The organism is Sulfurimonas sp., from assembly GCF_014859695.1.
Taxonomy (GTDB): Bacteria; Campylobacterota; Campylobacteria; order Campylobacterales; family Sulfurimonadaceae; genus Sulfurimonas.
Genome location: NZ_JACUTS010000027.1, coordinates 1 through 25,724 on the forward strand (window position 1 = coordinate 1; position 25,724 = coordinate 25,724).

20 protein-coding genes are annotated in these 25,724 nt (G+C 40.0%); 9 read left to right on the forward strand and 11 right to left on the reverse strand.

The genetic code is table 11. From position 1 onward, the window contains the following. Positions 1-44: 44 nt before the first annotated feature. From IBX42_RS06535 to IBX42_RS06545, 3 genes are all read right to left on the reverse strand, one after another. The gene (locus tag IBX42_RS06535; RefSeq protein ID WP_294930604.1) at positions 45-1,475 is read right to left on the reverse strand and encodes a GGDEF domain-containing protein; all 1,431 of its coding nucleotides are present in this window, start codon (positions 1,473-1,475) and stop codon (positions 45-47) included. 75 nt (positions 1,476-1,550) lie between these two features. Next, positions 1,551-3,365: a glutamine--fructose-6-phosphate transaminase (isomerizing) gene (glmS, locus tag IBX42_RS06540; RefSeq protein ID WP_294930607.1), complete on the reverse strand. Its 1,815-nt coding sequence runs from the start codon at positions 3,363-3,365 to the stop codon at positions 1,551-1,553. Positions 3,366-3,367: 2 nt separating this feature from the next. Next, the gene (locus tag IBX42_RS06545; RefSeq protein ID WP_294930610.1) at positions 3,368-5,878 is read right to left on the reverse strand and encodes an HD domain-containing protein; all 2,511 of its coding nucleotides are present in this window, start codon (positions 5,876-5,878) and stop codon (positions 3,368-3,370) included. A 92-nt stretch (positions 5,879-5,970) separates the two neighbouring features. Here IBX42_RS06545 and IBX42_RS06550 point away from each other — a divergent pair, with 92 nt between their 5' ends. The 9 genes from IBX42_RS06550 (at position 5,971) to IBX42_RS06590 (ending at position 16,567) form a co-directional block, all read left to right on the forward strand. Further along, positions 5,971-6,258, forward strand: coding sequence for a putative quinol monooxygenase (locus tag IBX42_RS06550; RefSeq protein WP_294930613.1), 288 nt, complete (start codon positions 5,971-5,973; stop codon positions 6,256-6,258). Between the two features lie 22 nt (positions 6,259-6,280). Next, positions 6,281-7,246: a Fic family protein gene (locus IBX42_RS06555; RefSeq protein WP_294930616.1), complete on the forward strand. Its 966-nt coding sequence runs from the start codon at positions 6,281-6,283 to the stop codon at positions 7,244-7,246. A 314-nt stretch (positions 7,247-7,560) separates the two neighbouring features. Further along, the gene (gene lsrK / locus IBX42_RS06560) at positions 7,561-9,129 is read left to right on the forward strand and encodes an autoinducer-2 kinase (RefSeq protein WP_294930619.1); all 1,569 of its coding nucleotides are present in this window, start codon (positions 7,561-7,563) and stop codon (positions 9,127-9,129) included. 92 nt (positions 9,130-9,221) lie between these two features. Continuing rightward, positions 9,222-10,421, forward strand: a complete 1,200-nt coding sequence (gene metK, locus IBX42_RS06565) for a methionine adenosyltransferase (RefSeq protein ID WP_294930622.1) — start codon at positions 9,222-9,224, stop codon at positions 10,419-10,421. 3 nt (positions 10,422-10,424) lie between these two features. Beyond that, positions 10,425-11,486, forward strand: a complete 1,062-nt coding sequence (gene mqnE / locus IBX42_RS06570; RefSeq protein WP_294930625.1) for an aminofutalosine synthase MqnE — start codon at positions 10,425-10,427, stop codon at positions 11,484-11,486. A 3-nt stretch (positions 11,487-11,489) separates the two neighbouring features. Further along, entirely contained in the window at positions 11,490-12,332 is an 843-nt protein-coding gene (locus IBX42_RS06575) for a glycosyltransferase family A protein (protein WP_294930627.1), read from the forward strand. Continuing rightward, on the forward strand, positions 12,325-14,454 hold the full coding sequence (locus IBX42_RS06580; RefSeq protein WP_294930630.1) for an STT3 domain-containing protein: 2,130 nt from the start codon (positions 12,325-12,327) through the stop codon (positions 14,452-14,454). The genes IBX42_RS06575 and IBX42_RS06580 overlap by 8 nt, the downstream gene beginning before the upstream one ends. 63 nt (positions 14,455-14,517) lie before the next feature. Next, complete coding sequence (gene galU / locus IBX42_RS06585; protein WP_294930633.1) at positions 14,518-15,357, forward strand: UTP--glucose-1-phosphate uridylyltransferase GalU; 840 nt, start codon at positions 14,518-14,520, stop codon at positions 15,355-15,357. A 1-nt stretch (position 15,358) separates the two neighbouring features. Then, positions 15,359-16,567 carry a glucose-6-phosphate isomerase gene (locus IBX42_RS06590; RefSeq protein WP_294930636.1) on the forward strand — a complete coding sequence of 403 codons (1,209 nt, stop codon included), beginning with the start codon at positions 15,359-15,361 and terminating at the stop codon, positions 16,565-16,567. On the opposite strand, the gene IBX42_RS06595 is transcribed toward IBX42_RS06590, so the two are convergent. The 8 genes from IBX42_RS06595 to clpX all read right to left on the reverse strand — a co-directional run bounded on the left by IBX42_RS06595 (position 16,557) and on the right by clpX (position 25,541). Next, complete coding sequence (locus tag IBX42_RS06595) at positions 16,557-17,735, reverse strand: glutathionylspermidine synthase family protein (protein WP_294930639.1); 1,179 nt, start codon at positions 17,733-17,735, stop codon at positions 16,557-16,559. The two genes, IBX42_RS06590 and IBX42_RS06595, sit on opposite strands and share 11 nt — an antisense overlap. 2 nt (positions 17,736-17,737) lie before the next feature. Then, positions 17,738-18,301 carry a hypothetical protein gene (locus IBX42_RS06600; protein ID WP_294930642.1) on the reverse strand — a complete coding sequence of 188 codons (564 nt, stop codon included), beginning with the start codon at positions 18,299-18,301 and terminating at the stop codon, positions 17,738-17,740. Beyond that, the gene (locus IBX42_RS06605) at positions 18,298-18,741 is read right to left on the reverse strand and encodes a hypothetical protein (RefSeq protein WP_294930645.1); all 444 of its coding nucleotides are present in this window, start codon (positions 18,739-18,741) and stop codon (positions 18,298-18,300) included. The genes IBX42_RS06600 and IBX42_RS06605 overlap by 4 nt, the downstream gene beginning before the upstream one ends. Continuing rightward, positions 18,738-19,169, reverse strand: a complete 432-nt coding sequence (locus IBX42_RS06610) for a hypothetical protein (protein ID WP_294930648.1) — start codon at positions 19,167-19,169, stop codon at positions 18,738-18,740. The genes IBX42_RS06605 and IBX42_RS06610 overlap by 4 nt, the downstream gene beginning before the upstream one ends. A gap of 2 nt (positions 19,170-19,171) precedes the next feature. Further along, complete coding sequence (gene carB, locus IBX42_RS06615) at positions 19,172-22,429, reverse strand: carbamoyl-phosphate synthase large subunit (RefSeq protein WP_294930658.1); 3,258 nt, start codon at positions 22,427-22,429, stop codon at positions 19,172-19,174. Between the two features lie 69 nt (positions 22,430-22,498). Continuing rightward, on the reverse strand, positions 22,499-23,260 hold the full coding sequence (gene mreC / locus IBX42_RS06620; protein ID WP_294930662.1) for a rod shape-determining protein MreC: 762 nt from the start codon (positions 23,258-23,260) through the stop codon (positions 22,499-22,501). Beyond that, positions 23,253-24,290 (reverse strand): rod shape-determining protein, encoded by a 1,038-nt coding sequence (locus tag IBX42_RS06625; RefSeq protein WP_294930652.1) that lies wholly within the window; start codon positions 24,288-24,290, stop codon positions 23,253-23,255. The genes mreC and IBX42_RS06625 overlap by 8 nt, the downstream gene beginning before the upstream one ends. Positions 24,291-24,299: 9 nt before the next feature. Then, on the reverse strand, positions 24,300-25,541 hold the full coding sequence (clpX, locus tag IBX42_RS06630; protein WP_294930655.1) for an ATP-dependent Clp protease ATP-binding subunit ClpX: 1,242 nt from the start codon (positions 25,539-25,541) through the stop codon (positions 24,300-24,302). Positions 25,542-25,724 lie beyond the last annotated feature (183 nt).

Genomic DNA, 25,724 nt, shown 5'->3' on the forward strand with positions numbered 1-25,724 from the left:
GCTTGGAGGAAATATTAAAAAACTTTGTTGTCTTTTAGAATGAATCAGCCGTGATAAGTGTCATTATTTCTCGTTGCCTGACTCATTATTTTGTCAATTACCTCTTCTAGGAATCTTCTATTATAAAGACCCGTCATACCGTCTCTAAGAGAGGTGTCTCTTAGCTTCTCCATGAGTATCTGGCTCTCTATAACAGGCTTCGCCGCCTCTAGATAGTGTTTAATGCTTGAGATGTTTTTCTTCATCTTCTCAACTTCGTCTCTATCCTCGGATGTCATAGAAACCGTTAAAGAGATATCATGGTTTATAGTAAAAGGAATACAGACATAATCTATATCAATAGCAAGACACGCTTGACAAAGATTTGGAAACTCTGTCGAGATTGTTACGCTGTTTGTTCTATGGGCTCTACACTCCATCGCGTTTTTGTTGGTCTTCTCGAAACAGATATTCTCCTCTTCGGTGCTATATATAAGTTTTCTTTCAGACGTTACATTGTTTACTTCGTAAAATGCAAAATGACCGACTTGGTACTTTAGTTTTAAAATATCAATAATTCTTGTATATACTTCATCTTTAGAGCCGTCAAGTTCAATCGTCTTTTTAAACTTGTAGATGTCGGAGAGTTCGCTGATAATAGTTTTTGCTTCATAAAGCGGATCACTTGATGAGACACATCCCTGAGGGATAAATGTTGCAAGATTATATTTTATATCGCCAAAAGTCTCCTGCATCTTTCTAAAGAGCGAGTTCATCTGATCTACGACGCTTCTAGCATCTCCGCCTACTTTTGAGACAAAATTGTGTGTAAAATCTCCGCTATATGCTTTTTTAATACCGCTTTGCAGGTTTGAGAAAAGATTTAGATACGGGGTTATATAGTAGTTGATTAAGAATAGAACTACTACTATAAAGAGCAGGTTTATTCCTAGAATTTTTAGGATAGTAAGCATTCCACTGCTTCTCATATCGCTGATATCAAACTCCATACTAATAACGCCGAGAGTATCGCCTCTATTTACATTATGGCACGACATACAGTTCGTGTTGTCCATAGGGGTTGAGGCTTTATATGGAATAGTTACTCTTAGTATAGTGTTTTTTGTGTTTTCGCTAATTTTTTGTACGCTCTCTCCGGTTCTTAAAACCTCTTTGTCTATCTCATCCCTGATTACTTCGTTGCTAAGACCCTCTCCGTATTGCTGAATAACATTTTCGCCTCTGGCAATCCAGAGAGATTTGATATTGTTGCTGGTAGCAATTTTGTCTAAAAAGTACTGTCTCTTGTCCATCATGTTGTTTACCATATGAGCGGTAAGTCCATCTTTTACAATGTTTGCGGCCAGTTGTGATTTCTCTACGGCACTGTTTATGCTGTACTCTCTAAAGTTAAGTGAGATATTGACAATCGTTGCGGCAGTAAGTCCGAGTAGCATGAATGTAACTATGAGTAAAAGTCTGGATTTTGTTTTCATGTAAATCGCTTTATATGGTAATTTATTTTTTATAATAGCTAAGTAAATATAAATTTAGTTTGAAATATCAGCTAATTATTCGACAGTTACGCTTTTTGCTAAATTTCTAGGCATATCGACGTCATTACCTAATCTTATAGATATCTCCAAAGACAATAACTGCACAACGACCATCATCTCAAAAAACTCAAGCATATAGTGACTGCAAGCAGATATCTCTACAAAGTCGTCAGCTTTATCAAATACTATCTGGCTAATAGCGCAGATAGTAGAATCCCTAGCACTCAGCTCCTCTACGTTGCTTTTTGCCTTCTCATAATGGAGATGTTTTGGTAATAGTGCAATTGTGAAGAGTTCAGGGTCGGCAAGAGCAATGGGACCGTGCTTCATCTCCCCCGCAGGATAGCCCTCCGCATGAAGGTAGGAGATCTCTTTTAGTTTCAGAGCCCCTTCCATTGCCAACGGATAGAAAACATCTCTGCCGATAAAGAAAAAACCGTGACCGTGAAGATATCTTTTTGACAATCTTTTTATGCGTTCGTGCATATCGTCGTTTACTTTTACATGTGATGGAACTTCGCGAAGCAGTGAGATATGTGAGGCTATTTCGCTCCTGCCAAGGGAGTTTTTAAGTTTTGCAATATAGAGGCTTAACATCCAAAAAACTGCAACCTGCGTTGCAAAAGCTTTTGTTGAAGCAACCCCTTTTTCTATACCCGCTCTTGTTAAAATAGTAGCATCAGCTAATCTAACCATAGATGAGTTGTCGACATTGCAGATAACCAAAGTTTTAAGTCCCGCGGCTTTTGCCATCTTTAAAGTTTCTAACGTGTCGGCAGTCTCGCCGCTTTGAGAGATTACTACAAATAGAGTATCTTTTGTCATTATCGGCTCTCTGTAACGAAACTCGCTTGCAATCTCTAGCGAAGTTTTTATCTTTGAGTAGCGTTCAAATAGGTATGATGCGCTCATTGCAGCGTGGTACGATGTTCCGCATGCACAGAGTTTTATCTCGTTTATGCCCTCAAATAGACTCTCCTCAAGCTCGTCAAATATAATCTCATTATCGCTTAGTCTTCCCATAAGAGTATCCGAGATCACAACGCTCTGCTCATAAATCTCTTTTTCCATAAAAAATCTGTAGCCGTCTTTTTGAGCTAGGAGTTTGTTCTGAGTAAGGGCGCTAAATTTAGGCTCTTTTTTGGCTCCATCTTTGTCAAAAATAGCTATTGTTTCAGGAGTTACATAGCCATAATCTCCGTCTTCAAAATAGTTTACGTTTTGGCAGTGTCCGATGAGAGGCGTGTCTGAAGATGCAAAATACTTCTCATTCTCGCCGTTTACTCCGACAAGCATCGGTGAGCCGTGTTTTGCAAAGAAGATAGTATCGGGTTCATTTTTTGTAACAAGCAAAATTGCGTAAGCGCCGTGAAGCTCGTTTATAGTTTTTGCAAAAGCTTCAAAACTATTTTTTGCACTTTTTTGATTTTTCTCAAACTGATGCACAATGACCTCAGTGTCTGTTTGGCTTAAAAATGTAACACTGTTTGCTTGGAGCTCTTTTTTGAGCGTTGCGTAGTTTTCAATGATACCGTTATGAACAACATAAGATGATTCGCCTAAGTGCGGATGGGCGTTTAACTCTGTCGGTTTTCCGTGTGTAGCCCATCTTGTATGTCCGATACCGATTGCAAAACCCTCTGTTTTAAAATCTTTAGTTTTTTCTTGAAGGTTGATAAGTTTTCCGACCGCTTTGTAGCTAGAAAATTTTCCATTCTCTAAAACTGCAATTCCCGCAGAGTCATATCCGCGATACTCAAGCTCTTTAAGTCCGTCTAATAAAATCTCTTTTGTATTTTTTTGCCCAAGATATCCCACAATTCCGCACATTCTTAGTTGCCTTTTGTCAGTAGTTTATATATTTTTGCGACATTATTGCATATATCGTTTTGTTTTTGGATTAAGAAGCTGTCTCTTACTTTATGTTTAGTGCTGTGAATCTTTGCGGTGACTATGTTTATGCCAAGCTCTTCAAAACACTCCATGATATAAGCCAAAAGACCTTTTTGGTTTTGGGTGTTGATTGTAACCTCTGCATGGGTGAGTGAGTGTTCACAATCGACTCCTATCTCATCTTCATGTATGGTTACATCTTTTAGTTTTATATGTCTGCTCATATCAAAAGCGTTGTTGATTATATTTTCTATATGAATGGTCTCATTTTCATCCACATGTTCAATAAACTCTATCTTAAAATATTTTACGCTCTCAAAAAGTGTAAATATCTCCATGGAGGCAACATCAAGGTGGCTTAGAGATGCCAGAAGATAACCGATGTTTAGCGGAATTTTTCTGTAAATCTCTATAGCCAAAGAGCTTTGCGAGTGAATTGAAAAGTCATACTCTTTTGTTTGGGACGCTTTTTTTGCAATCTCTATAATGTCATGCGGCGTATGTTTAAAGAAAAATAGATTTGACTCAACCCTAAGAAGTTTGCTTTGTAAGAGTTTTGGAAGCTCTAAAAATTCTTGAAGTTTTGCTAAACGTTTTTCTATATTTAATCTCTTAGATGCGTCTGTTATTCTGCCTAAGTTTTGGGCAACTTCCAGCGCGTTTGTGTAGAGTTCGCGTAGAAGTTTTGAGGTAAAAGAGTTATAGACTCCTTCACCGACACCGTTTATGTCCGCGTAAGTGAGAACATAGAGAAGTTGCAGATTTTTGACATCTCCCACGTTTGACATAAATTTATAGAGCGTCTTTTCGTTGTGTATGTTTTCTCTGAGTGCCACGTTGCTCATGGTTACATGGTGTTTTATTAAAGTAACGCATCTCTCTTTCTCCTCTTCTTTTAGTTTCATCTTCGTAGTAAATGGAGTGATAAGTTTGGCACCCACCTCGCTGTGGTCCTGAACTCTCCCTTTTCCGCTGTCATGAAAGAGCGTTACAATCTTTAGCAAAAGCCTCTCGTCGCTGTTAAACTCATCGTAGAGTTTTTTGATGAAAGGTTCTTTTATATTTTCCAGCGCCTCGACGCATTTAATGGAGTGAATATCTACGGGATAGTGATGGTAACCGTCAAACTGCGGCAGGTGAAGAACCTTTTTAAAAGCGCCGAATAGATGATGAAGCACCCCAGCATCGTAAAAAAGTTTTAAAAAGCTGTACATGTACCTTTTTTTGAAGAGCTCTTTTAAAAGAGAGTATGTTTTGGCTTGAAGAGGGTGGGATATTTTTACGTAGGTAAATTGGCGCAAAAACCCTGCATCGAAATGGTACGGCTTATCTTCAAGCGAAACTAAAATCTCAAGAAGTTTGTTGAGCGGCTGAATCGGCAGATTGTAGGACGCATAAACTCTCTCATTAAGGCTGTAAATCCCTCTGCTTAGACGATTTTTTCTAAAGTTGCCCAGCTGTGACATGTCGGCGATATAGGGACGAATCATCTTTTTGACAAAAATTTGCGTAAAGTTGCTTATGCGCCACTGCGCTTCAAGAACTTTTGTAACCATCTTTTGTTGATTTTTAAATCCCAAAAGACGGCTCACCTCAGGGATAAATTCCAAAAGAAGCCTGTCTTCTTGTTTGTTTGTAATAAGATGCAGAGCGCTTCTTGTGCGAAAGAGCAGCTCCAGCGCCATTCTATACTCTCTGTACTCCTCATCTAAAAAGAGAGAGCCTGCCAAATCCTTGAGCGTTGAGACTCCGTAGATGGTGTGGGCAATCCAAAATATAAAGTTGGAGTCGCGAAGTCCGCCCACGCTCTCTTTGATGTTTGGCTGCATGGAGGTCGGATATTTTTTGCGTCTAGCCTGCGCCTCCGTAATCTTTGCTAAAATAAACTCTTTTTGGTCATGCAAACGGATTTTATTTAGCTCTTTGCCACTCTCATGCCATGTAAGCGTAGAACCGGTTACAAACCTAGCTTCCATCAGTGCGGTTCTGATGGTAATATCCTCTTTACTTGCTGCAAAAAGGTCGCTTACCTCATGAACTCTGTGCCCCAGTTTCAACCCTGCATCAAGAGCGAGGTAGAAAAATTTCTCAATTATAAGCTCACTGTTGAAGCCGTCTACTTTCTCATAAACTATAAGCAGATCCACATCACTGTGAACGCAGAGCTGTTCACGCCCGTAACTCCCAAGCGCAACAATGGCTATGGGAATGGAGCTTCTCATGGGAAGATAGTTTCCAAAGATGCGTCTTAGAACTGTTTTGTACATCAAGGAGATTATGGAGTCGAGCTGCTTTGTGTGGCGGACTAAAAAATCTTTTCCCTGATTTTTTACAAAGAGTTCGCCAAGCGAGGTTTTATACTTATGAATAAAGGCTTTAAAAAGTTTAGAGAGTTCAAAATCGCTGCCCTCTTTTTCTATTAAATCTTCAATTTGCAGTATTAAATCCAAAGCAGATATCCTAATTTTTTTATTATTATAGTCAAATTACCCATTTTTGATATAATCGCTAAGATTAAAATTTAAGCATAGGAAAATAAAAAATGACGATAACAAAGAAAGTGACATTTATAGCAAAAAAAGATGGAGTAGATAAGATGAAAGAGCTTTTAACAGCAATGGTTAAGCCCTCTAAAGCAGAGGATGGCTGTATATTTTACGATATTTTTCAGTGCAAAGCCAGACCCGAGAAGTTTTTTGCAGTAGAGACTTGGAGAGATGAAGCCGCACTTGAGGGACATAAAGCATCAGAGCATTACAAAATCTACAAATCAAGCTATGAGCAGTACTGCGAAGATAAATACAGCGATGAGTTAGAGGTTTTGGGGTAAGTTGAATTTTAAGGGAAGTGGGATGGGTTACAAACCGCCGTATACTATTACATCAAAAATAATAGATTTGATAAGCAAGATAAGTCTCAATATCGGAAAACTTGAAGCAAAGGAAGCAAATATAAATTTGCCAATGCTTAGAAAAATTAATCAAATCAGAACTATCACAGGAACTCTTCAAATAGAGGGGAATACGCTTGATGAAGAGAGAATTACAGCTCTGCTTGAAGGCAAGATAGTACTCGGAACTGTTAACGAGCTTGCAGAAGCAAAAGGAGCAATATCTCTTTATAAGCAGATGGATACTTTAAACTTTCTTGATGAAAAAGATTTGCTAAAATCCCATAAAATCTTGATGGACGAGCTTCTTAAAAAAGCTGGAAGCTATAGAAATAGCGATGTGGGTGTTGGCGGTAGAGATGGCGTAGTGCATGTTGCACCTCCACAGGCTCAAGTGTCAAGTCTTATGGGTAATCTATTTGATTGGCTTGCAGATACGGACGAGCATCCTCTTGTAGTAAGCAGTGTGTTTCATTATGAATTTGAATTTATTCATCCTTTTGCAGATGGAAATGGTCGCATGGGAAGATTTTGGCAAAGTTTGATATTGCAAAGTTGGAATAGAACTTTTAGCATTATCCCGATTGAGAGTATTGTTAGAGACAAACAACAAGAGTATTATAAAGTACTGGAAATTTGCACAAGCGACGGACAAAGCACTGTTTTTATAGAGTTTATGCTTGAGTCAATATTTGAAGCAATAGAAAAGGTCGGTAATAAGGTCGGCAATAAGGTCGGCAATCTTACCCAAAATCAACAAAAGATAGTAGAACACATAAAGCAAAACAGTAAAATTTCTGCGGATAAATTATCTGAAGTTGTCGCTATATCAAAAAGAAAAATAGAAGAGAATATAGCAAAACTCAAAGAAAAAGGGATATTGCAAAGAGTTGGAGGAACCCGCGGTCACTGGGAAGTTTTGGAGTAATGATTTGAAAAAAAATATGAAGGAATTGTGTGATATTAAAGCAAATTGATGATAAATCAAAACAAGCCAAAGAGAAGTATGAAAAAAACAGTTTTTGGGGATACGGCAGATATCCTGCGTGTAGATATACGCAATGATCTTTTACTCACTGATGTTACGCACTAAAACGAACGCGTCCGTTTTAGTGGCAGGGACAAATGTCCCTGCAACCCCCTAAAGCTACGAAAAGTGTACTTTTCGAGAAAATTAGAGGTATTTGCGAACTTTTTTACAAAAGTGCGTAAGGTCAGTTACTCAATTTAAGGGGATAATAAATGAAATATTTAATGGCAATAGACGCAGGGACAGGGAGTGTTAGGGCGGTTATCTTTGACATGTCGGGCAATCAGATAAGCGTTGCTCAGCAGGAGTGGAGACATCTAGAAGAGCAGGGTGTGCCTAACTCCATGAGCTTTGATTTTGATGCTAATTGGGCTCTTACATGTGAGTGTATAAAGGAGTCTTTAGAGAGTGCAAATCTAAGAGGTAATGATATAGCCGCTCTTAGTGCTACGAGTATGCGTGAGGGGATTGTTCTTTATGATAAAGATGGCAATGAACTCTGGGCGGTTGCAAATGTCGATGCAAGGGCTAGCGAGGAAGTACGCTTTTTAAAAGAGAACTTTAAAGGCATAGAAGAGGAGTTTTACAAAGAGTCGGGACAGACTTTCGCACTTGGGGCAATTCCGCGAATTTTATGGTTAAAAAACAATAGACCGGAAATTTACGAGAGAGTTGCGAAAATATCTATGATTGGGGATTGGATATTGGCTCGTCTTAGCGGTATTATCGCCACCGACCCGAGTAATGGCGGAACTACCGGAATATTCTCTTTAAAAAACCGTGACTGGATGCCTGAAATGGCTAAAAAAGTCGGGCTTAAGGATGATATTTTTGTGCAAGTTTTGGAGGTCGGAACTCTTATGGGAAGCGTTACTGAGAGTGCTTCAAAAGATAGCGGTTTGTCAACAGCGACTAAAGTAGTCATGGGCGGAGGCGATGTTCAGCTAGGTTCGGCAGGTTTGGGTGTTGTTGAGGTTGGACAGGTGGCAATTCTTGGCGGCTCTTTTTGGCAGCAGGTTGTAAACATAGATAAAAATACGCCTCCGCCGCTTGACATGAATATAAGAGTAAATCCGCATGTAGTCCCAAACCAGTCTCAAGCAGAGGGTATTACCTTTTTTAGCGGACTTGTTATGCGCTGGTTCAGAGACGCTTTTTGCGACATGGAGAAGCTTGAAGCTAAAGAGCAGGGCGTGGATGTTTATGCACTGATGGAAGAAAAAGCCTCAAAAGTTCCAGTAGGTTCTTACGGTATTTTACCGATATTCTCAGACTCTATGAAGTATGGCAAGTGGTATCATGCGGCTCCGAGTTTTTTAAACCTAAGCATAAATCCAGATACATGTAACAGAGCATCAATGTTTAGAAGTTTGCAGGAAAATGCCGCGATAGTTTCAAGCATAAATCTTGATAAAATAAGAGATTTTACGGGCGTAAAAATAGAGACAATAGTCTTTGCGGGCGGTGCAAGCAAAGGAAAGCTTTGGTCGCAAATAGTCGCCGATGTTACGGGATGCAGAGTTAAAATTCCCAAAGTAACGGAAGCTACCGCTTTGGGGGCTGCAATGGCGGCGGGAGTGGGAATAGGGGTCTATAGGAGCATAACGGACGCAGCGCAAGAGCTTGTTGTCTGGGACAGAATTTATGAGCCAAATTTAGAGAATAAAAAAGTTTACGATGAGATAAAAATTAAATTTGAAAAAGCATACGAAGTGCAATTAAAGTTAGTAGATGATAATATTACGACTTCAATGTGGAAGGCACCCGGTTTAGTGCTCTAGTTTTAAAGAGTAAAAACCGAAATTAAGGGGTGTTTTTCAAACTAGTACGCGAGGCAAAAGTCTTGCGGGCTGATAATAACTCAAGGAAATAGATGTATCTTTTTACAAGTGAAGTAGTTAGTCCGGGGCATCCCGATAAATGTGCGGATATTATCGCAGATAGCATCGTTGATAAGTTAATTATCGGAGATCCAAAATCAAGAGTTGCGTCAGAGGTTTTTGTCGCAGGCAAACATATTGTCATCGGCGGGGAAGTAACCTCAAAAACTAGAATAACGACGGAAGATTATAAGAAAATTGTTCATGACGCGCTTGTAAACATCGGCTATGACGGAAATCCCTACTTTACAAAAGAGGAGTGTCTTCATCCTGAAGATATAGAGCTTCAAGTGCTTTTAAATGCGCAGTCTCCGGATATAAATCAAGGTGTTGACCAAGAAGACGGCGAGATAGGTGCGGGCGATCAGGGGATTATGTTCGGTTATGCCGACATCGAGACAAAAAACTTTATGCCGAGTGCTATCACTTATGCAAGAGTTTTGATGGAAAAAGTTTATAACTATGCCAAAGCAAACCCATCTAAGCTAGGTGTTGACATCAAGACTCAAGTTACTATGGATTACGGCAAGAAAGAGAATTTCGAGAGCTGCCGACCGCAAAAAATCCACACGATTGTCGTCTCCGCTCCATGTGTTAATACTATGGATATAAACAGTGTGAGAAAACTCATAGGCGAGTTGATAGACGACGCAGGGCTTCCGAGCGAACTTTATGACAAAAACGACTGTATTATTCACATTAATCCTACGGGAAAATATGTCTCTCACTCATCACTGCATGACTCAGGACTTACCGGAAGAAAGCTTATTGTGGACAGTTTTGGCGGTTATGCTCCTATCGGCGGCGGCGCTCAAAGCTCAAAAGACTATACGAAAGTTGACAGAAGCGGGCTTTATGCGGCGCGTTACATTGCAAAACATATCGTAGCAGCAGGTTTGGCAAAAAAAGCGCTTGTTCAGATCTCTTACGCAATCGGCGTTGCTAAGCCTACATCGGTTACGGTCGACACATACGGAACAGTAATAAATGGCTTGGATGATGATAAATTATCAACTTTTGTACTAGATAACTTTCCGTTGACTCCAAACTGGATAACAAGAAAATTTAGCCTTGATATGCCATCGAAAGAGACGTTTTTATACGCAGATGTAGCAGCTCGCGGGCAGGTCGGACAGAGTGATTACCCTTGGGAACAGCTGGGTGAGCTTGAGAAATTTGAGGCGTTAAAGTAATTGATGAATTTAAAAGATAAAATTTTAGCAGGACATAGAATAAGTTTCGAAGAGGCGCTTACCCTTTATGATATGGAGCTTTTTGACCTCGGAGAATTAGCAGATACGATTCGTAAAAACAGACACGGCAAAAAGACATACTTTAATATAAACCGCCATATAAACCCTACGAATGTTTGTGCGGATGTCTGTAAGTTTTGTGCTTACAGTGCAACTAGAAAAAACCCCAACCAGTACACTATGACGCATGACGAGATTTTAAATATCGTAAAAGATATAGATTCTCGCGGGGCAAAAGAGGTTCATATCGTCTCGGCTCACAATCCAAATACGGGTTTAGAGTGGTACTTGGAGATTTTTAAAAAGATTAAGAGTGCTTATCCCCACATTCATGTAAAAGCGCTTACCGCGGCAGAGGTTGATTTTCTCTCACGTCATTATGGGAAAAGTTATGATGAGATACTCGACTTGATGGTGCAAAACGGCGTGGACTCTATGCCCGGAGGCGGCGCGGAGATATTTGATGAGAAGGTTCGTGACTATATCTGCAAAGGCAAAGTTACCTCTGAGCAGTGGTTTGAGATTCATAGAAAATGGCATGAGAGAGGTAAAAAGAGCAATGTTACCATGCTTTTTGGACATGTCGAAAGCCGTGCAAACCGCATAGACCACATGATGCGTATACGTTCTCTTCAGGACGTTACCGGAGGCTTTAACTGCTTTATTCCGCTTGTGTATCAGACTGAAAATAATTACCTCAATATAAAAGAGCCCATAACTGCAAATGAGATTTTAAAAACTATGGCAATCAGTCGCATAGTCCTAGATAATGTGCCACATCTAAAAGCTTACTGGGTAACAAGCACTGTAAATCTGGCTTTAGTTGCTCAGGAGTTCGGCGCAAATGATTTGGACGGAACTATAGAAAAAGAGTCTATAAACTCGGCTGCCGGCGCAAAGAGTGCTAACGGAGTAAAGCTCGAAGATTTTACCGCACTTATAAAAAACAGCGGATTTATTCCCGTAGAGAGAGACAGCGTTTATAACGAAATTAAAGTCTGGTAAAAAATGGAGATATCGGTTGTAATCCCCTCATATAACCGATATGAAGTTTTACAAAGAGCCTTAAGCTCTGTTTATGCTCAAACACTTAAACCAAAAGAGGTCATTGTTATAGATGACGGCTCAACTGATGAAACCTCACAAATCAAAAACCTTTTTCCGCAAAAGGCCTCAAGGTCATCCTTTAGGGTCAGATACTTTTACCAAAAAAACAGAGGCGTCTCAAGTGCCAGAAATTTAGGTATAAAAGAGTCTATATGTGAGTGGGTGGCATTTTTAGACTCCGATGATACATGGCATGAAGATAAACTAGCTCATCATGCAGAGTTTCATAAAAATTTCCCGGATATACGCATGAGTTATACGGATGAGAAGTGGATTAGAGACGGTGATGAAGTGAAGATGCCTAAAAAATTTCGTAAATTTGGCGGCTATATCTTCACGGAGTGCCTCTCGCACTGTATTATCGCCCCATCTGCAGCACTTTTGCATAAAGAGATTTTTGCGGATGTCGGAGAGTTTGACGAGAGTTTGGAAGTGTGCGAAGATTATGATATGTGGCTTAGGGTTTCTCTAGAAAACAAAATCGGATTGATTGATGAAAAGCTGATAACAAAGTATGGCGGGTGCGATGATCAGCTGAGTGCCAAACACTGGGGAATGGACAGGTTCAGGGTAAGAGCTTTAGAAAAACTGCTTACTCTAGAGTTACCAAAAGAGAAAAAAGAGCATGTTTTAAAAACTTTAGTGCAGAAGTACGCTTTGCTTTTAAAGGGTGCAATAAAATATGATAGAATGACAGAATCTAATGAGTACAAAATAAAAATACAGAGATATAAAATTGAATAATTTAACAAAAGAGACAAAGTTAACCCTCCTTTATATAGCAGTCGCCTTTCTTTTTTCGGTTGCGGTCAGAATGATATGGTTCTATCAATTTGCAGATTATGAGCCGTTTAAATTTAACGGACAGTTTATGATAAACACCAATGACGGTTATTGTTGGGCTGAGGGGGCAAGAGATATCTTAAGCGGTGTCTCTCAAGAAAACGACCTCTCTCCGATAACTACAGCCGCTTCGCAGTTAACGGCTCTCTTTGCCTACATCTTGCCCTTCTCTTTTGAGAGCATCATCCTTTTTATGCCGGTAATTTTGGGCTCGCTCGTGGTCATTCCCATTATACTAATCGCAAAAAGTCTTGACAATCTTGAGCTTGGGCTTGTAGCCGCGCTTTTGGCAAGCATTGCATGGAGTTACTACAACCGCACAATGATAGGCTATTACGATACCGATATGTTAAACATTGTGCTTCCCATGTTTCTTCTTTGGTCGATTATCTGGGCGGTTAAAACAAATGAAGATAAGTATCTGATTATCACGGCAATTGATATTTTAATATATAGATGGTGGTATCCTCAAAGTTACTCGCTTGAGTTCTCATTTTTTGGACTTATCCTTCTCTATACTCTGATTTGGGATAGAAAAAATATCTACAACTATAAACTCTTGGCTATCATGATGGTAGCTATGGTCGGTCTTGAGGGCTACATTAGAGCTATTTTGGTTTTAGTTGTCTTTTATATCTACAAGCAAAAACAGTTTGACAGATATGCCTACTATATTTTGGGTGCATCCATACTTCTTTTCTTTGCCTCAGGCGGGTTTAACCCAATCTGGAGCCAGCTAAAAGGGTATGTTTTTAAGGATGCCATTAGTGTTGGTGAAGAGGGATTAAAGCTCCACTTCTATTCAGTCATGCAGACGGTAAGAGAGGCGGGGCATATCCCTTTTGAGATGTTTGCAAACAGGATAAGCGGACATGTTGTTACGTTTGTTATTTCGGTCGGAGGATTTATCTATCTGGTGTACAGGCATAAAATCATGCTCTTTGGACTCCCTCTTATAGGTCTTGGATTTTTGGCATATGTCGGAGGGCTTCGCTTTACCATCTACGCGGTGCCAGTATTGGCTTTTGGAGCTGCTTTTTTGATTACCGAGACAGCACGCTTTATGCCTACAAAAAGATTGAAGTTTTTAACAGTTACCGCTCTAAGCATGGCGGTTTTATATCCAAACATAGCGCATGTACAGGATTACAGAGTTCCTACAGTATTTAATGCGGATGAGGTAAAGATACTCGATAGATTTAAAGAGAGAGCTGGGAGAGAAGATTATGTAGTTGCATGGTGGGATTATGGCTATCCGTTGCGTTACTACAGCGATGTTAAAACGTTAATAGACGGCGGAAAACACAGGGGAGCCGTAAATTTCCCTGTAAGCTTTATTCTGACGCATCCTCAAGAAGCAGCGGCAAAGATGGCAAGACTTGATGTAGAGTATACGGAGAAGAGTTTTAAGTTTACAGAAGAGAACAAAGAGCTAATCAAAGATAAAAACTTGACAATATTTTCAAACATAGAGCAGATGACAAAGGATTACGGTTTTAGTGATACAAATGACTTTTTGCTCTCACTTGAGAGTGATATAGAGCTTCCTCAAAAGACAAGAGATGTTTATCTCTACCTGCCATACAGGATGCTTGATATCTATCCGACAGTTGAGATGTTCTCAAACATAGACCTGATGAGCGGAGAGATGAAAAAGCGCTCGCTATTTTATGTTTCAAAAATGTTCAAGCAGGAGCAAAATATTGTAAATCTTGGGCAGGGAATTTTGTTTGATACGCAAAAGGGGACAATCACTCTTAGCAACCAAACTGTGCCGATAAAGAGATTTGTTCAAACATCATATGACAAGAGCATAAATCTTTCAAAAAATATACAGATGCTAAATCCCACTGCAAGCGTAAATATAATATATATGTCAAGCTATAACACATTTTTAGTCGTTGATGAAAAAACATACAACTCGCTCTATATACAACTGATGGTGTTAGAGGAGTATGACAAAACTCTCTTTGAGGAGGTTATTATGACTCCTCATGCAAAGGTGTATAAGCTAAAAATTTAACTATTTCTATGGTGTGATTAGATAGAATTTGCAAAAAAAATTATAAATTATTAGGATAAGAAGATGCCAAAAGACAGAACAAAAATTTCAAAATGCCTTTTCCCTGCTGCAGGATACGGAACAAGGTTTCTTCCGGCTACAAAAGCTATACCAAAAGAGATGCTTCCCGTACTTACAAAACCGCTGTTGCAGTACGGCGTTGAAGAGGCGATAAGCGCGGGGATTGAAACGATGGCAATTGTCACGGGTCGAGGAAAACGCGCTATAGAGGATCATTTTGATATCTCCTATGAGCTTGAGCATCAGATAAAAGGGACCTCAAAAGAGCACTATCTTACAGAGATAAGAGACGTTATTACAAAATGTACATTTTCCTATACAAGACAGATTGAGATGAAGGGGCTCGGACATGCCATTCTTAGCGGTGAAACGCTTATTGGGGATGAACCATTTGCAGTGGTATTAGCTGATGATTTATGCGATAATGACGCAGACTCGGTTCTTACGCAGATGGTAAAACTTTATGAGAAGTATCGCTGTTCAATCGTTGCGGTTGAAGAGATACTGCCGCAGGACAGCAACAAATATGGTGTTATTGCCGGTGAAGAGGAAGAAGAGGGCGTAATCAGAGTCACAGACATGGTAGAAAAACCGGATCCTAAAGATGCTCCTTCAAATCTTGCAATCATCGGAAGGTATATACTTACACCAGATATTTTTGACATCTTAAGAGAGACAAAACCGGGAAAAGGCGGCGAGATTCAGATAACCGATGCACTTTTAGTTCAGGCAAAAGAGGGCAGGGTTATTGCCTATAAGTTTGATGGCAAAAGATTTGACTGCGGAAGCGTAGACGGTTTTGTAGAGGCTACAAACTATTTTTATAACAAAAGGAGAGTATAAAATGAACTATCAGCATAACTTTAACCCGACTATCTCAGATGAGGATATTTTTAGCGAAATTGTAAAAGAGAAGGATTATATAGGATACTACAATCTTGTATTTAGTGACACTTCGGAGTATAAAGAGTATGCAAAATCCGTTAAACAAAAAAATATAGTTGTAATCGGCATAGGCGGAAGCACTTTGGGTACTTACGCTATCTATAAATTTTTAAAATATTCAAAAAGTTTGAGTAAAAAACTCTACTTTTTGGAGACTACCGACCCTATAGATATAAAATCAAAGCTGGAAAATATTGATTTAGAGGACACTCTTTTTATCGTTATCTCAAAATCCGGTACCACTATCGAGACCGTCTCTATCTTTAAATATATCCACTCTCTCGTTACATGCGACAAAAACAACACGCTTGTTATAACGGAGAGTGACTCCAAGCTAAATGAGTATGCAAAAGCAAATGAGATTATGAGCTTTGAGATACCAAAAAACGTAGGCGGAAGATTTTCGGTATTTAGCGCGGTGGGTTTGGTTCCTCTTGCTATTGTCGGTATAGATATTGACGCTCTTTTATCGGGTGCCAAAGAGACACATGACTCATTTTTTAGCCAAACTCAGGCATATGAGAGAGTGCTTAATAAAGCTAGATTTTTCGTAGAGTATAAAAACAGCTTTAACATCAATGTCGTATTCTCTTACTCCTCAAGATTGGATGGATTTAACAAGTGGTATATTCAGCTCTGGGGCGAGAGTCTTGGAAAGATTGATATCAACAGCACAAGGCAGGGGCTCACTCCCATAGGAATTATCGGGCCAATTGATCAGCACTCATTTTTGCAGCTAATAGTTGAAGGCAGACGCGACAAGACGGTAACGGTTATCAAGGTTGAGGATTTTCACAGCAATCTAAAAATTCCAAGCGTAAAACTGGAGGGGCTTGAGGAGCTTGATTATACTGATAATATAGAGTTTTCCTCTCTCATAAATGAGCAGGCGGATGCGACGATAGAGTCAATAAATAATCTTGGTGACATTCCTTGTGATGTGATAACTATAGACAGTGTAAGCGAGAACTCCATTGCAAGACTGATGTATGAGTATGAACTTTTAACATCTGTTTGTGCAAAATTTATGTACATAGATGCCTATGATCAGCCCGGAGTCGAGGCCGGAAAGATTATCTTAAAGCAGAAGCTTAAGGCTAATCTATAACATGACCTACAAATTTGCTCATGTTATTTAGTATTTCGCCGCCTTTTCTAAAGCTTAGACCGCAAGCTTCATAAGCAAAGAAAACTCCTGCTTGATATTTCTCTTTGTTCTCATCCATGTTTAACTCTACGTACTCTTGATAGACTTTTTTGTAGTTGCCGTAAGGTCCATTTTGTTCATGTAGCACACTTCCATCAGAGCCAACTATCTTTACGTTCGCGCCTTCTCTGCCAAAAACGCTCTTCTCTACATGTTTTATCCCCGCTAGAGGTTTAAAAGATGTTTTTAAAAGATACGGTGAATCAGGAAAGAGGTCATAGAGTATCTTTAACATCCCTTTTGATTGAAAAAGCAGCGTATATGCAGGGTTTAATATAATTGCACTCTGATTTTGCATAATGTTACTCAGAGTCGTTGCAAGTTCAGGCTCGTCAATGGCTATATCTTCCCATGGATAGAGTTTAAACCAGTACTCATACCTGTTGTCGTCTCTATCATAGATGCCATCTTCATCAAACCTTACATTTTGCAGATACTCAAATCCCGTATTAAAACCGGCATCCGTTGCAATCTGACGAAGCAGTTTTGTAGTTGCCTCCTCCTCGTCATTGCCATGGATAGAGGAGAAGAGTATCTTCCAGCCATCATATCTCTCATCGAAGAGTTCTGTATCCTCAAAGAGCGTGATAAGACGTTTGAAGTTCTCTTTTATAGCATCGTAGACATTGTTAAACTGGCTCTCTTCATCTAATCCATTTTCTTTTAAAAGCGCCCACTGCAAAAGAGCAGTTTCAAAAAGCGATGTAGGCGTATCGGCATTGAACTCAAGAAGCTTGATGGGTTTGCCATCTAAGCCGCCTGCTAGATCAAATCTGCCGTAAACATGCCAGTGGACATCATTTTCCCAACTTTTTTTAATCGCGTCAATAAGGTTAAACGGGATTCCAAGCTCAAAAAAGAGGTTGTTTTGTATAACATACTCCGCAGCTTCGGCATACATGTCGTAAAGTTCATTTACCGCCTCATAATACGCCTCAGCTTCCTCTTGCGTAATTTTTACCAAAGTGTCACTTATGTATCTGCTGCTGTCGCTATCTGTATGCCATGTAAAGCCAAGCTCTTCCAGTTGCTCATTTTTTAGAGGTTTTATATTTTTTAATCTTACCAATATCAACCGCCATACGCAGAAGTTTTTGAAGTAGAAGCTGTAGAGCTGCCAAAAAAACTTTTTTTGCTAGATGCGCTTGAGGCTCTTGCTGCCGCAGAGCGGCTGTAAGCACTCTTGTTTACCGAAGATGATTTAGAGGCAAAGTTTTTATTCTTCATAAGGGCATTGCCTATCATATTGCCCAAAAGGGAGCCTGCAGCAACCGCTAGGATAGTTCCTGCCAAACCCATTCCAGGGCTACTATCACCGCTTGAGAGTGTCTCGGATGTTCCTTCTTGAACTTTTCGGTACTCCTGCTCTGCCAAGAGCTTCATCTCATCTTCGTTCATAAAACGCTCAACACTATTGCCGTTTGCATCTTTTTCGCGGATTATAGCTCTGTTTGGACCATCTGTCGGCATCTCTTCAATTACAATATACTTTCCGTTTGCCTGCTGCTCTATAACTAAATATCTATTTTGCGGCTCTTGGCGCTCTTGTGATGAACATCCGCTAAGAACACTCATCATAACTAAACCCGCACTTCCGAGTGCAACTCCGTTTGCCAGAGAAGAAATATGTCTCACTTTTTTAAATCCTTTTTACTTATTTTAATAATTTTGTTGAGACTGTGCTCATAAAACGTAATATACTCTCTTCCATCATAGAGAATATCGCCGCTGTAGGTTCTCTTAGAGGTCTCTAAAATAGTCTCTTTTTTCATAAACAAAGCCTCTCCTACACTGTGACCAATGCTTTGAAAAAGCGTTAACAGAACAAGAAAAGAGAGCACTCCGGTAACCAAAAGACTTATTTTGTAATTATTCAAGTAGACGATAATGTAGCCCAGAATAAGCGTCAATCCAAAAAACAGATAGCCGTTTTGGTTGTCCGCAAACAAAATATTGTAGTAGAGTTCAATGTTATAAAAATTTATATAGTTGAGTAAAATTCCCAAAAATAGAAAGAAGTCCAGAATAAAAGTTATAAACATACCCGTGAGAAACGCTTGTATTGCCTTGTTCATCTCAGTTTTCTCCTCTTTTTAGAGTTTATTTTTATAAGTGAGGACGCACCTTTTTCACTTAAAGAGTGCCAATCTTCTATTATTATATCAGCTTTTGATTCACAAAAATCTCTATTGAAACTCTCAGCGCTTTTATTTGCAGAAGTTGAGTAAAACCAAGGAGTTTCTCTTAGTATCTGCGAATCAAGTCTGATTTTTGCAACTCTGAATGAAAAATTATTTATGATAAACGTAGTTTTTTTTGAGCGGCGAACCAGATTTTTTCTCCCTGTTGCAACCCTGTTTCCATCTTGCATGAAACTTTTAAAATCTTTGTAAACTTTTATAAAAGGCTTTGTTTGCGGGCGGGATTTTATCTCGTAGAGTTTTTGTTCATTTTGAGACAAAAAACCGACGGTAGTGTCGGTTTGAGTGAGTATTACAGGCATCTCTATGCTAGAAAGTCTTGCAGCGCTTTGGAGGAGGACCATGAATCGTCTCTCATCTCATCAAGGGCAAGTATAAGCGCTCTTGCAGCACTAAGAGTCGTGAAGTATGGGATGTTTCTCTTAAGAACCTCTTGGCGTATAACAATCGCATCCTTCTTTGAGGTGTTGTTGTCCGATGTATTGATTGCCATATGGATAGCATCGTTTTTCATGCTGTCTTCTATATTTGGGCGACCTTCAGAGATCTTTAGAACAACTTCACAAGGAACTCCTGCCGCTTCAATGACGGCTTGAGTCCCTTTTGTCGCAACTAGTCTGAATCCGTGTCTATGAAGACCGCTTGCAATCTCTGGGGCATGTTTTTTGTCAGTATCAACAAAAGAGAGAAAGCATGTTCCCTCTCTTGCTATTTTGTTGCCCGCTGCAATCTGCGCTTTTGCAAAACTTATACCGAAATTTGAGCTTATGCCCATAACTTCGCCTGTTGACTTCATCTCCGGTCCTAGAACCAAATCCGCACCGTAGAGTTTATGAAACGGGAAAACCGCTTCTTTTACGGAGATGTGTCCTTTTAAACGAGGCTTTAAGAGTCCGTTTTCTTCCATGACGATATTGTATTTGTCATAATACTCAAGCGCGCTTCGAAGAGTTTCGCCAATCATAACGCGAGTTGCTACTTTTGCTAGAGGCATCCCCGTAGCTTTACTTACAAAAGGAACGGTTCTTGAAGCTCTCGGATTTACCTCGATAAGGTAAATCTCATCTTGATAGATTGCATACTGGACATTCATAAGTCCGATTACGCCAAGACCTAGTGCTATTGTTTTTGTCTGCTGCTCAACTTTTTCTATCATCTCTTTTGAGAGGTTAACAGGAGGAAGCGAACAAGCACTGTCTCCAGAGTGGATACCCGCCTCTTCGATATGCTGCATAACCGAACCTATGTAAACATCTACGCCGTCACAGATTGCGTCAACGTCAAGTTCAATAGCCTGATCTAAAAATTTATCTACCAAAACAGGTGCATTGTTTGAAACAGATACTGCCAAGTCCATGTACTGTTTTAGCTCATCTTCGCAGTAAACTATGCGCATACCTCGTCCGCCAAGAACAAATGATGGACGTACAAGCACAGGGTAACCAAGTCTCTGTGCTATTACGTAAGACTCCTCTTTCGTGCGAGCCAAGCCGTTTGAGGGCTGTTTAAGCCCATGTTGATTTACAAAGTTAGAGAACTGCTCTCTATCCTCTGCCAAATCAATAACATGCGAAGGCGTTCCAGCAATCTTCGCTCCGATTTTATTGAGAGAGTCTGCTAGTTTTAGAGGTGTCTGTCCGCCAAAGTGTACAATGATGCCATCGGGCTGCTCATTCTCAATAACTTCTCTTACGTGTTCAAAATCAATCGGCTCAAAGTAGAGCACGTCGGAGGTGTCATAGTCTGTTGAAACAGTCTCTGGATTACAGTTGTACATAATGGTCTCTATACCCATCTCCTTAAGCGCAAATGCAGCATGAACACAGCAGTAGTCAAACTCTATACCCTGACCGATTCTGTTTGGTCCGCCGCCTAATATAAGCACTTTTTTCTTGTTGCTTACTCTGTTTTTAACATTAGGCAACTTTGTGATATTTGTAGTAGAGTAGAGGTATGGAGTGAGGGCTTCAAACTCCGCCGCACATGTGTCAACTTCATTGTACTCCAGATTTACGCCTAGAGTTTTTTTCGCTCTGTAGACATCATCTTCACATGTCTGTAAGTTTGAGTTTTTGTTTATAAGAGCAGAGATTCTCTTGTCCGAAAAACCGTCTACTTTTACGCTTCTCATAAACACTTCATCAAATAAAATCTTATCTGTTATGATGCTCTCTGTTTTGATAATCTCCTCTATCTGGTACAAAAACCAAGGGTCGATTTGGCATGTTTCAAACATCTCTTCTACGCTCATGCCACGGCGAAAACCCTCTGCTACATAGAGGACTCTATCCGCGTTTGGACGACGAATCTCATGTTTTATAAAATCCATATCCGCGTCTATCTCATCAAATCCGCATAGTCCGGTCTCAAGCGAGCAGAGTGCTTTTTGCATGGACTCTTTAAATGTTCGCCCGATTGCCATGACTTCGCCGACACTTTTCATGCTCGTACTTAGCGTGTTTTCAGCTTCGGGAAATTTTTCAAAAGTAAAACGAGGTATCTTAGTAACAATGTAATCAATTACAGGCTCAAATGATGCAGGAGTTCCGGTAATGTCGTTTGTAATCTCATCAAGCGTAAAACCAACAGCCAAAAGCGTAGCGACCTTTGCTATGGGATAGCCTGTTGCTTTGGAAGCGAGTGCAGATGAGCGAGAAACTCTAGGGTTCATCTCGATTACTATCATGCGCCCCGTTTTTGGGTCGATTGAGAACTGAACGTTACTTCCGCCCGTATCGACACCTATCTCTCTTAAGATGTCAAAAGAGGCATTACGCATTCTTTGGTACTCTTTATCCGTAAGTGTTAGTGCCGGAGCTACCGTGATGCTGTCTCCCGTGTGAACACCCATAGGGTCGAAATTTTCGATGGAGCAGACAATGATACAGTTATCTGATTTGTCACGGATAACTTCCATCTCGTACTCTTTCCAGCCGAGCATAGATTCCATAATTTCAATTTCGTTTACTGGAGAAGCTGAGAGTCCCTCCTGAGCTAATTTTTTAAACTCTTCCATATTGTAGGCTACACCCGAACCACCGCCTGCAAGTGTAAAAGAAGCTCTGCTTATTACCGGAAAACCAATCTCAAGAGCCACTTCAATAGCTTCGTCAACACTGTGAGCATTGCGGCTTTTTGGTAAATCCATACCAATTTTTACCATAGCCTCAGTAAAGGCTGAGCGGTCTTCGCCTTTATGAATAGCTTCAGGAGATGCCCCTAAAAACTCAATTCCCTCAAGCATCCCTTTTTCATACATCTTAGTAGCGACGTTAAGAGCAGTCTGCCCTCCCATGGTAGGTAAAATAGCATCTACTTTCTCATCTCTGATAATTTTAGCAATTACCTCTTCTTTTATAGGCTCTATATATGTTCTGTCTGCAAATTCGGGGTCCGTCATAATTGTTGCCGGATTGGAGTTTATAAGAACCACGCGGTAACCAAGCTCTTTTAGTGTTTTAACGGCTTGAGTTCCTGAGTAGTCAAATTCGCAGGCTTGACCGATGATAATCGGACCTGAGCCTATAAGTAAGATAGTGTGAATGTCGGTGCGTTTTGGCATCATTTACCTTTAGATAAAATTTGCTTATTATAGGTAAAAAGCACTTAAGATTTGATGAGTTATGGAGGTTTACTTTATCTTTTTTATTATATGAAAATAGTTTGGATCGTCAGCCTTGTAGTATGGCTCTATAACAGCGTTTTGATACCCTTGTGATGATGTTACAGATAGTACCTTTCCAACTTTTAATCCATTAAAAAATATCTCATCAAGACCTGAAGCTATAACCTCATCACCCTTTTTTATATGGTGCCAAGCAGGTATAAATTTTACAATAAGATATTGTGAGCTGTTTCCGTGAGCTATGCCAGGGGCCTTCTCTTCGCCTATAAAAACGGAGTAAGAGCTCTTTATATCTCTGTTTAAAAGTCCCAGCGCTCTTCCCTCTTGAGATATCACAATTCCTGCGACAAGATTTTGGTATACAAGTCCATAAACTCGAGAGGCGTTATAGTCGTTTACTTCAAGCCATATTCTGTTAAAATCGCCGAATTTTTGGTAGGAGAGAGTTCTTACAAGTTCAACGTTTGGATCGACTTTAAATGTCGAGTTATTTTCGGCAAAAAAATCGTTTATCTCTGAGGATAGCTGCTGCATGACGAGTTCATTGTTCTCGTATTTTTCAAGTTTTTCATTAAGCTCTGTTATGTGTCTGGCTTGAAAAAAATGTTTGTCTATCTGTTCTTGTATATATTGTGTAGATGAGTGATAGTTTGATTTTATGTTGTTTAGCGCTGAAATAAAGGGCGATTGAATAATGTTTGTGTAGTACAATGCACCCACTAGGAGTGCAGTAAATAACAAGAAAAAGCTAAAGAGCCCCTTATTCATTTTCAAATAGTTCTTGTAGTAAATCTATCTCTTCTAAGGCACGTCCGGTTCCGCGTGCAACCGCTAAAAGTGGCTCATCTGCAACATAGACTGGGATTTTAACGATATCTGCTAAAAATTTGTCTAGTTGGCGGATAAGTGCTCCTCCGCCTGTTAGGATAATACCGTGGTTTACAATATCTCCCGCCAAATCAGGAGGCATTTGCTCTAGTACATCACGTAGAGCCTCTCCTATCTCTTTAAGAGGGTCTCTCATAGCCTCTCTTGCATCTTCACTTGTTAGTTCAACTGAGCTTAAAAGTCCTTCAACCTGATCTCTACCAGTTATAGTCATTTTCAACTCTTCTTCAAGCACAACAGCCGTTCCGATGGCAATTTTAATCTCCTCGGCAACTCTCTCACCGATAAGAAGATTGTACTTTTTTCTGATAAAGTTTACTATTGACTGATCTATTTTGTCTCCGGCGGTGCGTATAGACTTTGAGAGAACTAAGCCCCCAAGTGAGACAACACCTATCTCCGTTGTTCCGCCACCGATATCTACTACGAGGTTTCCTTGGGGTTCACGTATCTCAATACCCGCTCCTATTGCCGCTGCCATAGGCTCTTCTATTAGAAACACTTCTCTAGCACCTGCACTAAGGGCAGATTCGCGAACAGCTTTTCGCTCAACCTGTGTTAACCCATAAGGCACACAGATAATAATTCTAGGACTAATAAGAGATCTTCTTCCATGCGCTTTTTCGATGAATTTTCTAATCATCTTCTCAGTAATGTCAAAGTCGGCGATAACACCGTCTCTCATAGGGCGGATAGCTTTGATATTGCCGGGAGTTTTACCCACCATCTCTTTTGCTTCTTTACCGACCGCTAAAACTCTCTGTCTGCCATATTTTTCCGTTTTAACGGCAACGACTGAGGGCTCATTTATGATGATGCCTCTGCCTTTGGCTATAACAATCGTGTTTGCGGTTCCTAAATCTATAGCCAAATCATTTGAAAAAAGTCCGATTAATTTGTTGAGTATCATTACTTTGCCTTATGCTATTTGCTTGGAGTGTTTTTTTATATAGACGGGAGACTCCCCATCATCTATTACGGCTTTGGTTATTAAAACTTCATACCCGCTGTATTCAGGAAGTTCATACATGATATCTATCATATTCTCTTCCAAAATAGCACGTAGTCCGCGAGCACCGGTTTTTCTCTTTATAGATTTTTTTGCGATTGCTCTTAGTGCATCCTCTTCAAAGTCCAGCTCAACATTGTCAATCGAGAAGAGTTTTTTATACTGTTTAATAATTGAGTTTTTAGGTTCGGTTAAAATACGCACCATGTCATCTTCTGTTATCTCGTTTAGTGACGCTATGATAGGAAGACGACCTACAAGTTCGGGGATAAGACCGTAGCTAACAAGATCATCAGGCTCAACCATGTCATAACTTAGTTTTTGCTCTTTTTTGCTCTTCTTTTCATGACCGAATCCCAAAACATTTTCGCCCTGTTTTCTTTTTAGTATCTCATCGAGACCATCAAATGCACCACCACAGATAAAGAGAATACCTGTTGTATCTATTGCAATAAACTCCTGATTTGGATGCTTTCTGCCGCCCTTTGGCGGAATATTTACGACAGCTCCCTCGATAATCTTAAGAAGTGCCTGCTGTACACCTTCTCCAGATACGTCACGCGTAATGGAGCGGTTTTCGCTCATGCGAGAGACTTTATCTATCTCATCTATAAAAACTATCCCTCTTTGCGCTTTTTCGACATCGCCGTCAGCCGCTTGAAGTAGCTTGGTAAGAATATTCTCGACATCTTCGCCTACATATCCTGCCTCTGTAAGGCTTGTTGCGTCTGTAATGGCAATAGGAACATTGAGGACTCTGGCAATCGTTTGCGCCATAAGAGTTTTTCCGCTTCCTGTAGGTCCGATGAGAAGAATATTTGACTTTGAGATTTCCGTGTCGTCATCTGCAACTTCTTGGTTTTTGAAAATTCTTTTGTAGTGGTTGTAAACTCCAACGCTCAAAAGTTTTCTGGCACGCTCTTGCCCTATAATGTACTCTCCAAGGAAGTTGTTTAACTCTTTTGGAGTCATCAGTTGTGAAACTGCGTCGACTAGTTCATCACTTTTTGAAGATGACGCACTATCATCACCAAACATTATCTTGTAAGCAGAAATTACACAATTTTTACAGATATATACGCCGTTTCCAGCAATAAGAGGATTTTCATCGCTCTCGTGGGTACCGCAAAAGCTACATGCTCTATGAATCATAAATTTTTCCTCTCATTAATTATTACGGTATCGGGAGTAATCCCGCTACCTACGTTAACACTTGGTTCTCTTTGGCAGAGAGCCCAAAGCACTTGTGCTTTTTTAGTCATCGTTTTTCTTTCTTTTACTAATTATTACGGTATCGGGAGTAATCCCGCTACCTACGTTAACACTTGGTTCTCT

What these genes read in the sequence shown, in the direction of transcription:
- IBX42_RS06535 (WP_294930604.1), bottom strand. Translation starts at nt 1,475, where the DNA reads ATGAAAACAAAATCCAGACTTTTACTCATAGTTACATTCATGCTACTC.
- glmS (WP_294930607.1), bottom strand. Translation starts at nt 3,365, where the DNA reads ATGTGCGGAATTGTGGGATATCTTGGGCAAAAAAATACAAAAGAGATT.
- IBX42_RS06550 (WP_294930613.1), top strand. Translation starts at nt 5,971, where the DNA reads ATGACGATAACAAAGAAAGTGACATTTATAGCAAAAAAAGATGGAGTA.
- IBX42_RS06555 (WP_294930616.1), top strand. Translation starts at nt 6,281, where the DNA reads ATGGGTTACAAACCGCCGTATACTATTACATCAAAAATAATAGATTTG.
- lsrK (WP_294930619.1), top strand. Translation starts at nt 7,561, where the DNA reads ATGAAATATTTAATGGCAATAGACGCAGGGACAGGGAGTGTTAGGGCG.
- metK (WP_294930622.1), top strand. Translation starts at nt 9,222, where the DNA reads ATGTATCTTTTTACAAGTGAAGTAGTTAGTCCGGGGCATCCCGATAAA.
- mqnE (WP_294930625.1), top strand. Translation starts at nt 10,425, where the DNA reads ATGAATTTAAAAGATAAAATTTTAGCAGGACATAGAATAAGTTTCGAA.
- IBX42_RS06575 (WP_294930627.1), top strand. Translation starts at nt 11,490, where the DNA reads ATGGAGATATCGGTTGTAATCCCCTCATATAACCGATATGAAGTTTTA.
- galU (WP_294930633.1), top strand. Translation starts at nt 14,518, where the DNA reads ATGCCAAAAGACAGAACAAAAATTTCAAAATGCCTTTTCCCTGCTGCA.
- IBX42_RS06590 (WP_294930636.1), top strand. Translation starts at nt 15,359, where the DNA reads ATGAACTATCAGCATAACTTTAACCCGACTATCTCAGATGAGGATATT.
- IBX42_RS06605 (WP_294930645.1), bottom strand. Translation starts at nt 18,741, where the DNA reads ATGAACAAGGCAATACAAGCGTTTCTCACGGGTATGTTTATAACTTTT.
- IBX42_RS06610 (WP_294930648.1), bottom strand. Translation starts at nt 19,169, where the DNA reads ATGCCTGTAATACTCACTCAAACCGACACTACCGTCGGTTTTTTGTCT.
- carB (WP_294930658.1), bottom strand. Translation starts at nt 22,429, where the DNA reads ATGCCAAAACGCACCGACATTCACACTATCTTACTTATAGGCTCAGGT.
- mreC (WP_294930662.1), bottom strand. Translation starts at nt 23,260, where the DNA reads ATGAATAAGGGGCTCTTTAGCTTTTTCTTGTTATTTACTGCACTCCTA.
- IBX42_RS06625 (WP_294930652.1), bottom strand. Translation starts at nt 24,290, where the DNA reads ATGATACTCAACAAATTAATCGGACTTTTTTCAAATGATTTGGCTATA.
- clpX (WP_294930655.1), bottom strand. Translation starts at nt 25,541, where the DNA reads ATGATTCATAGAGCATGTAGCTTTTGCGGTACCCACGAGAGCGATGAA.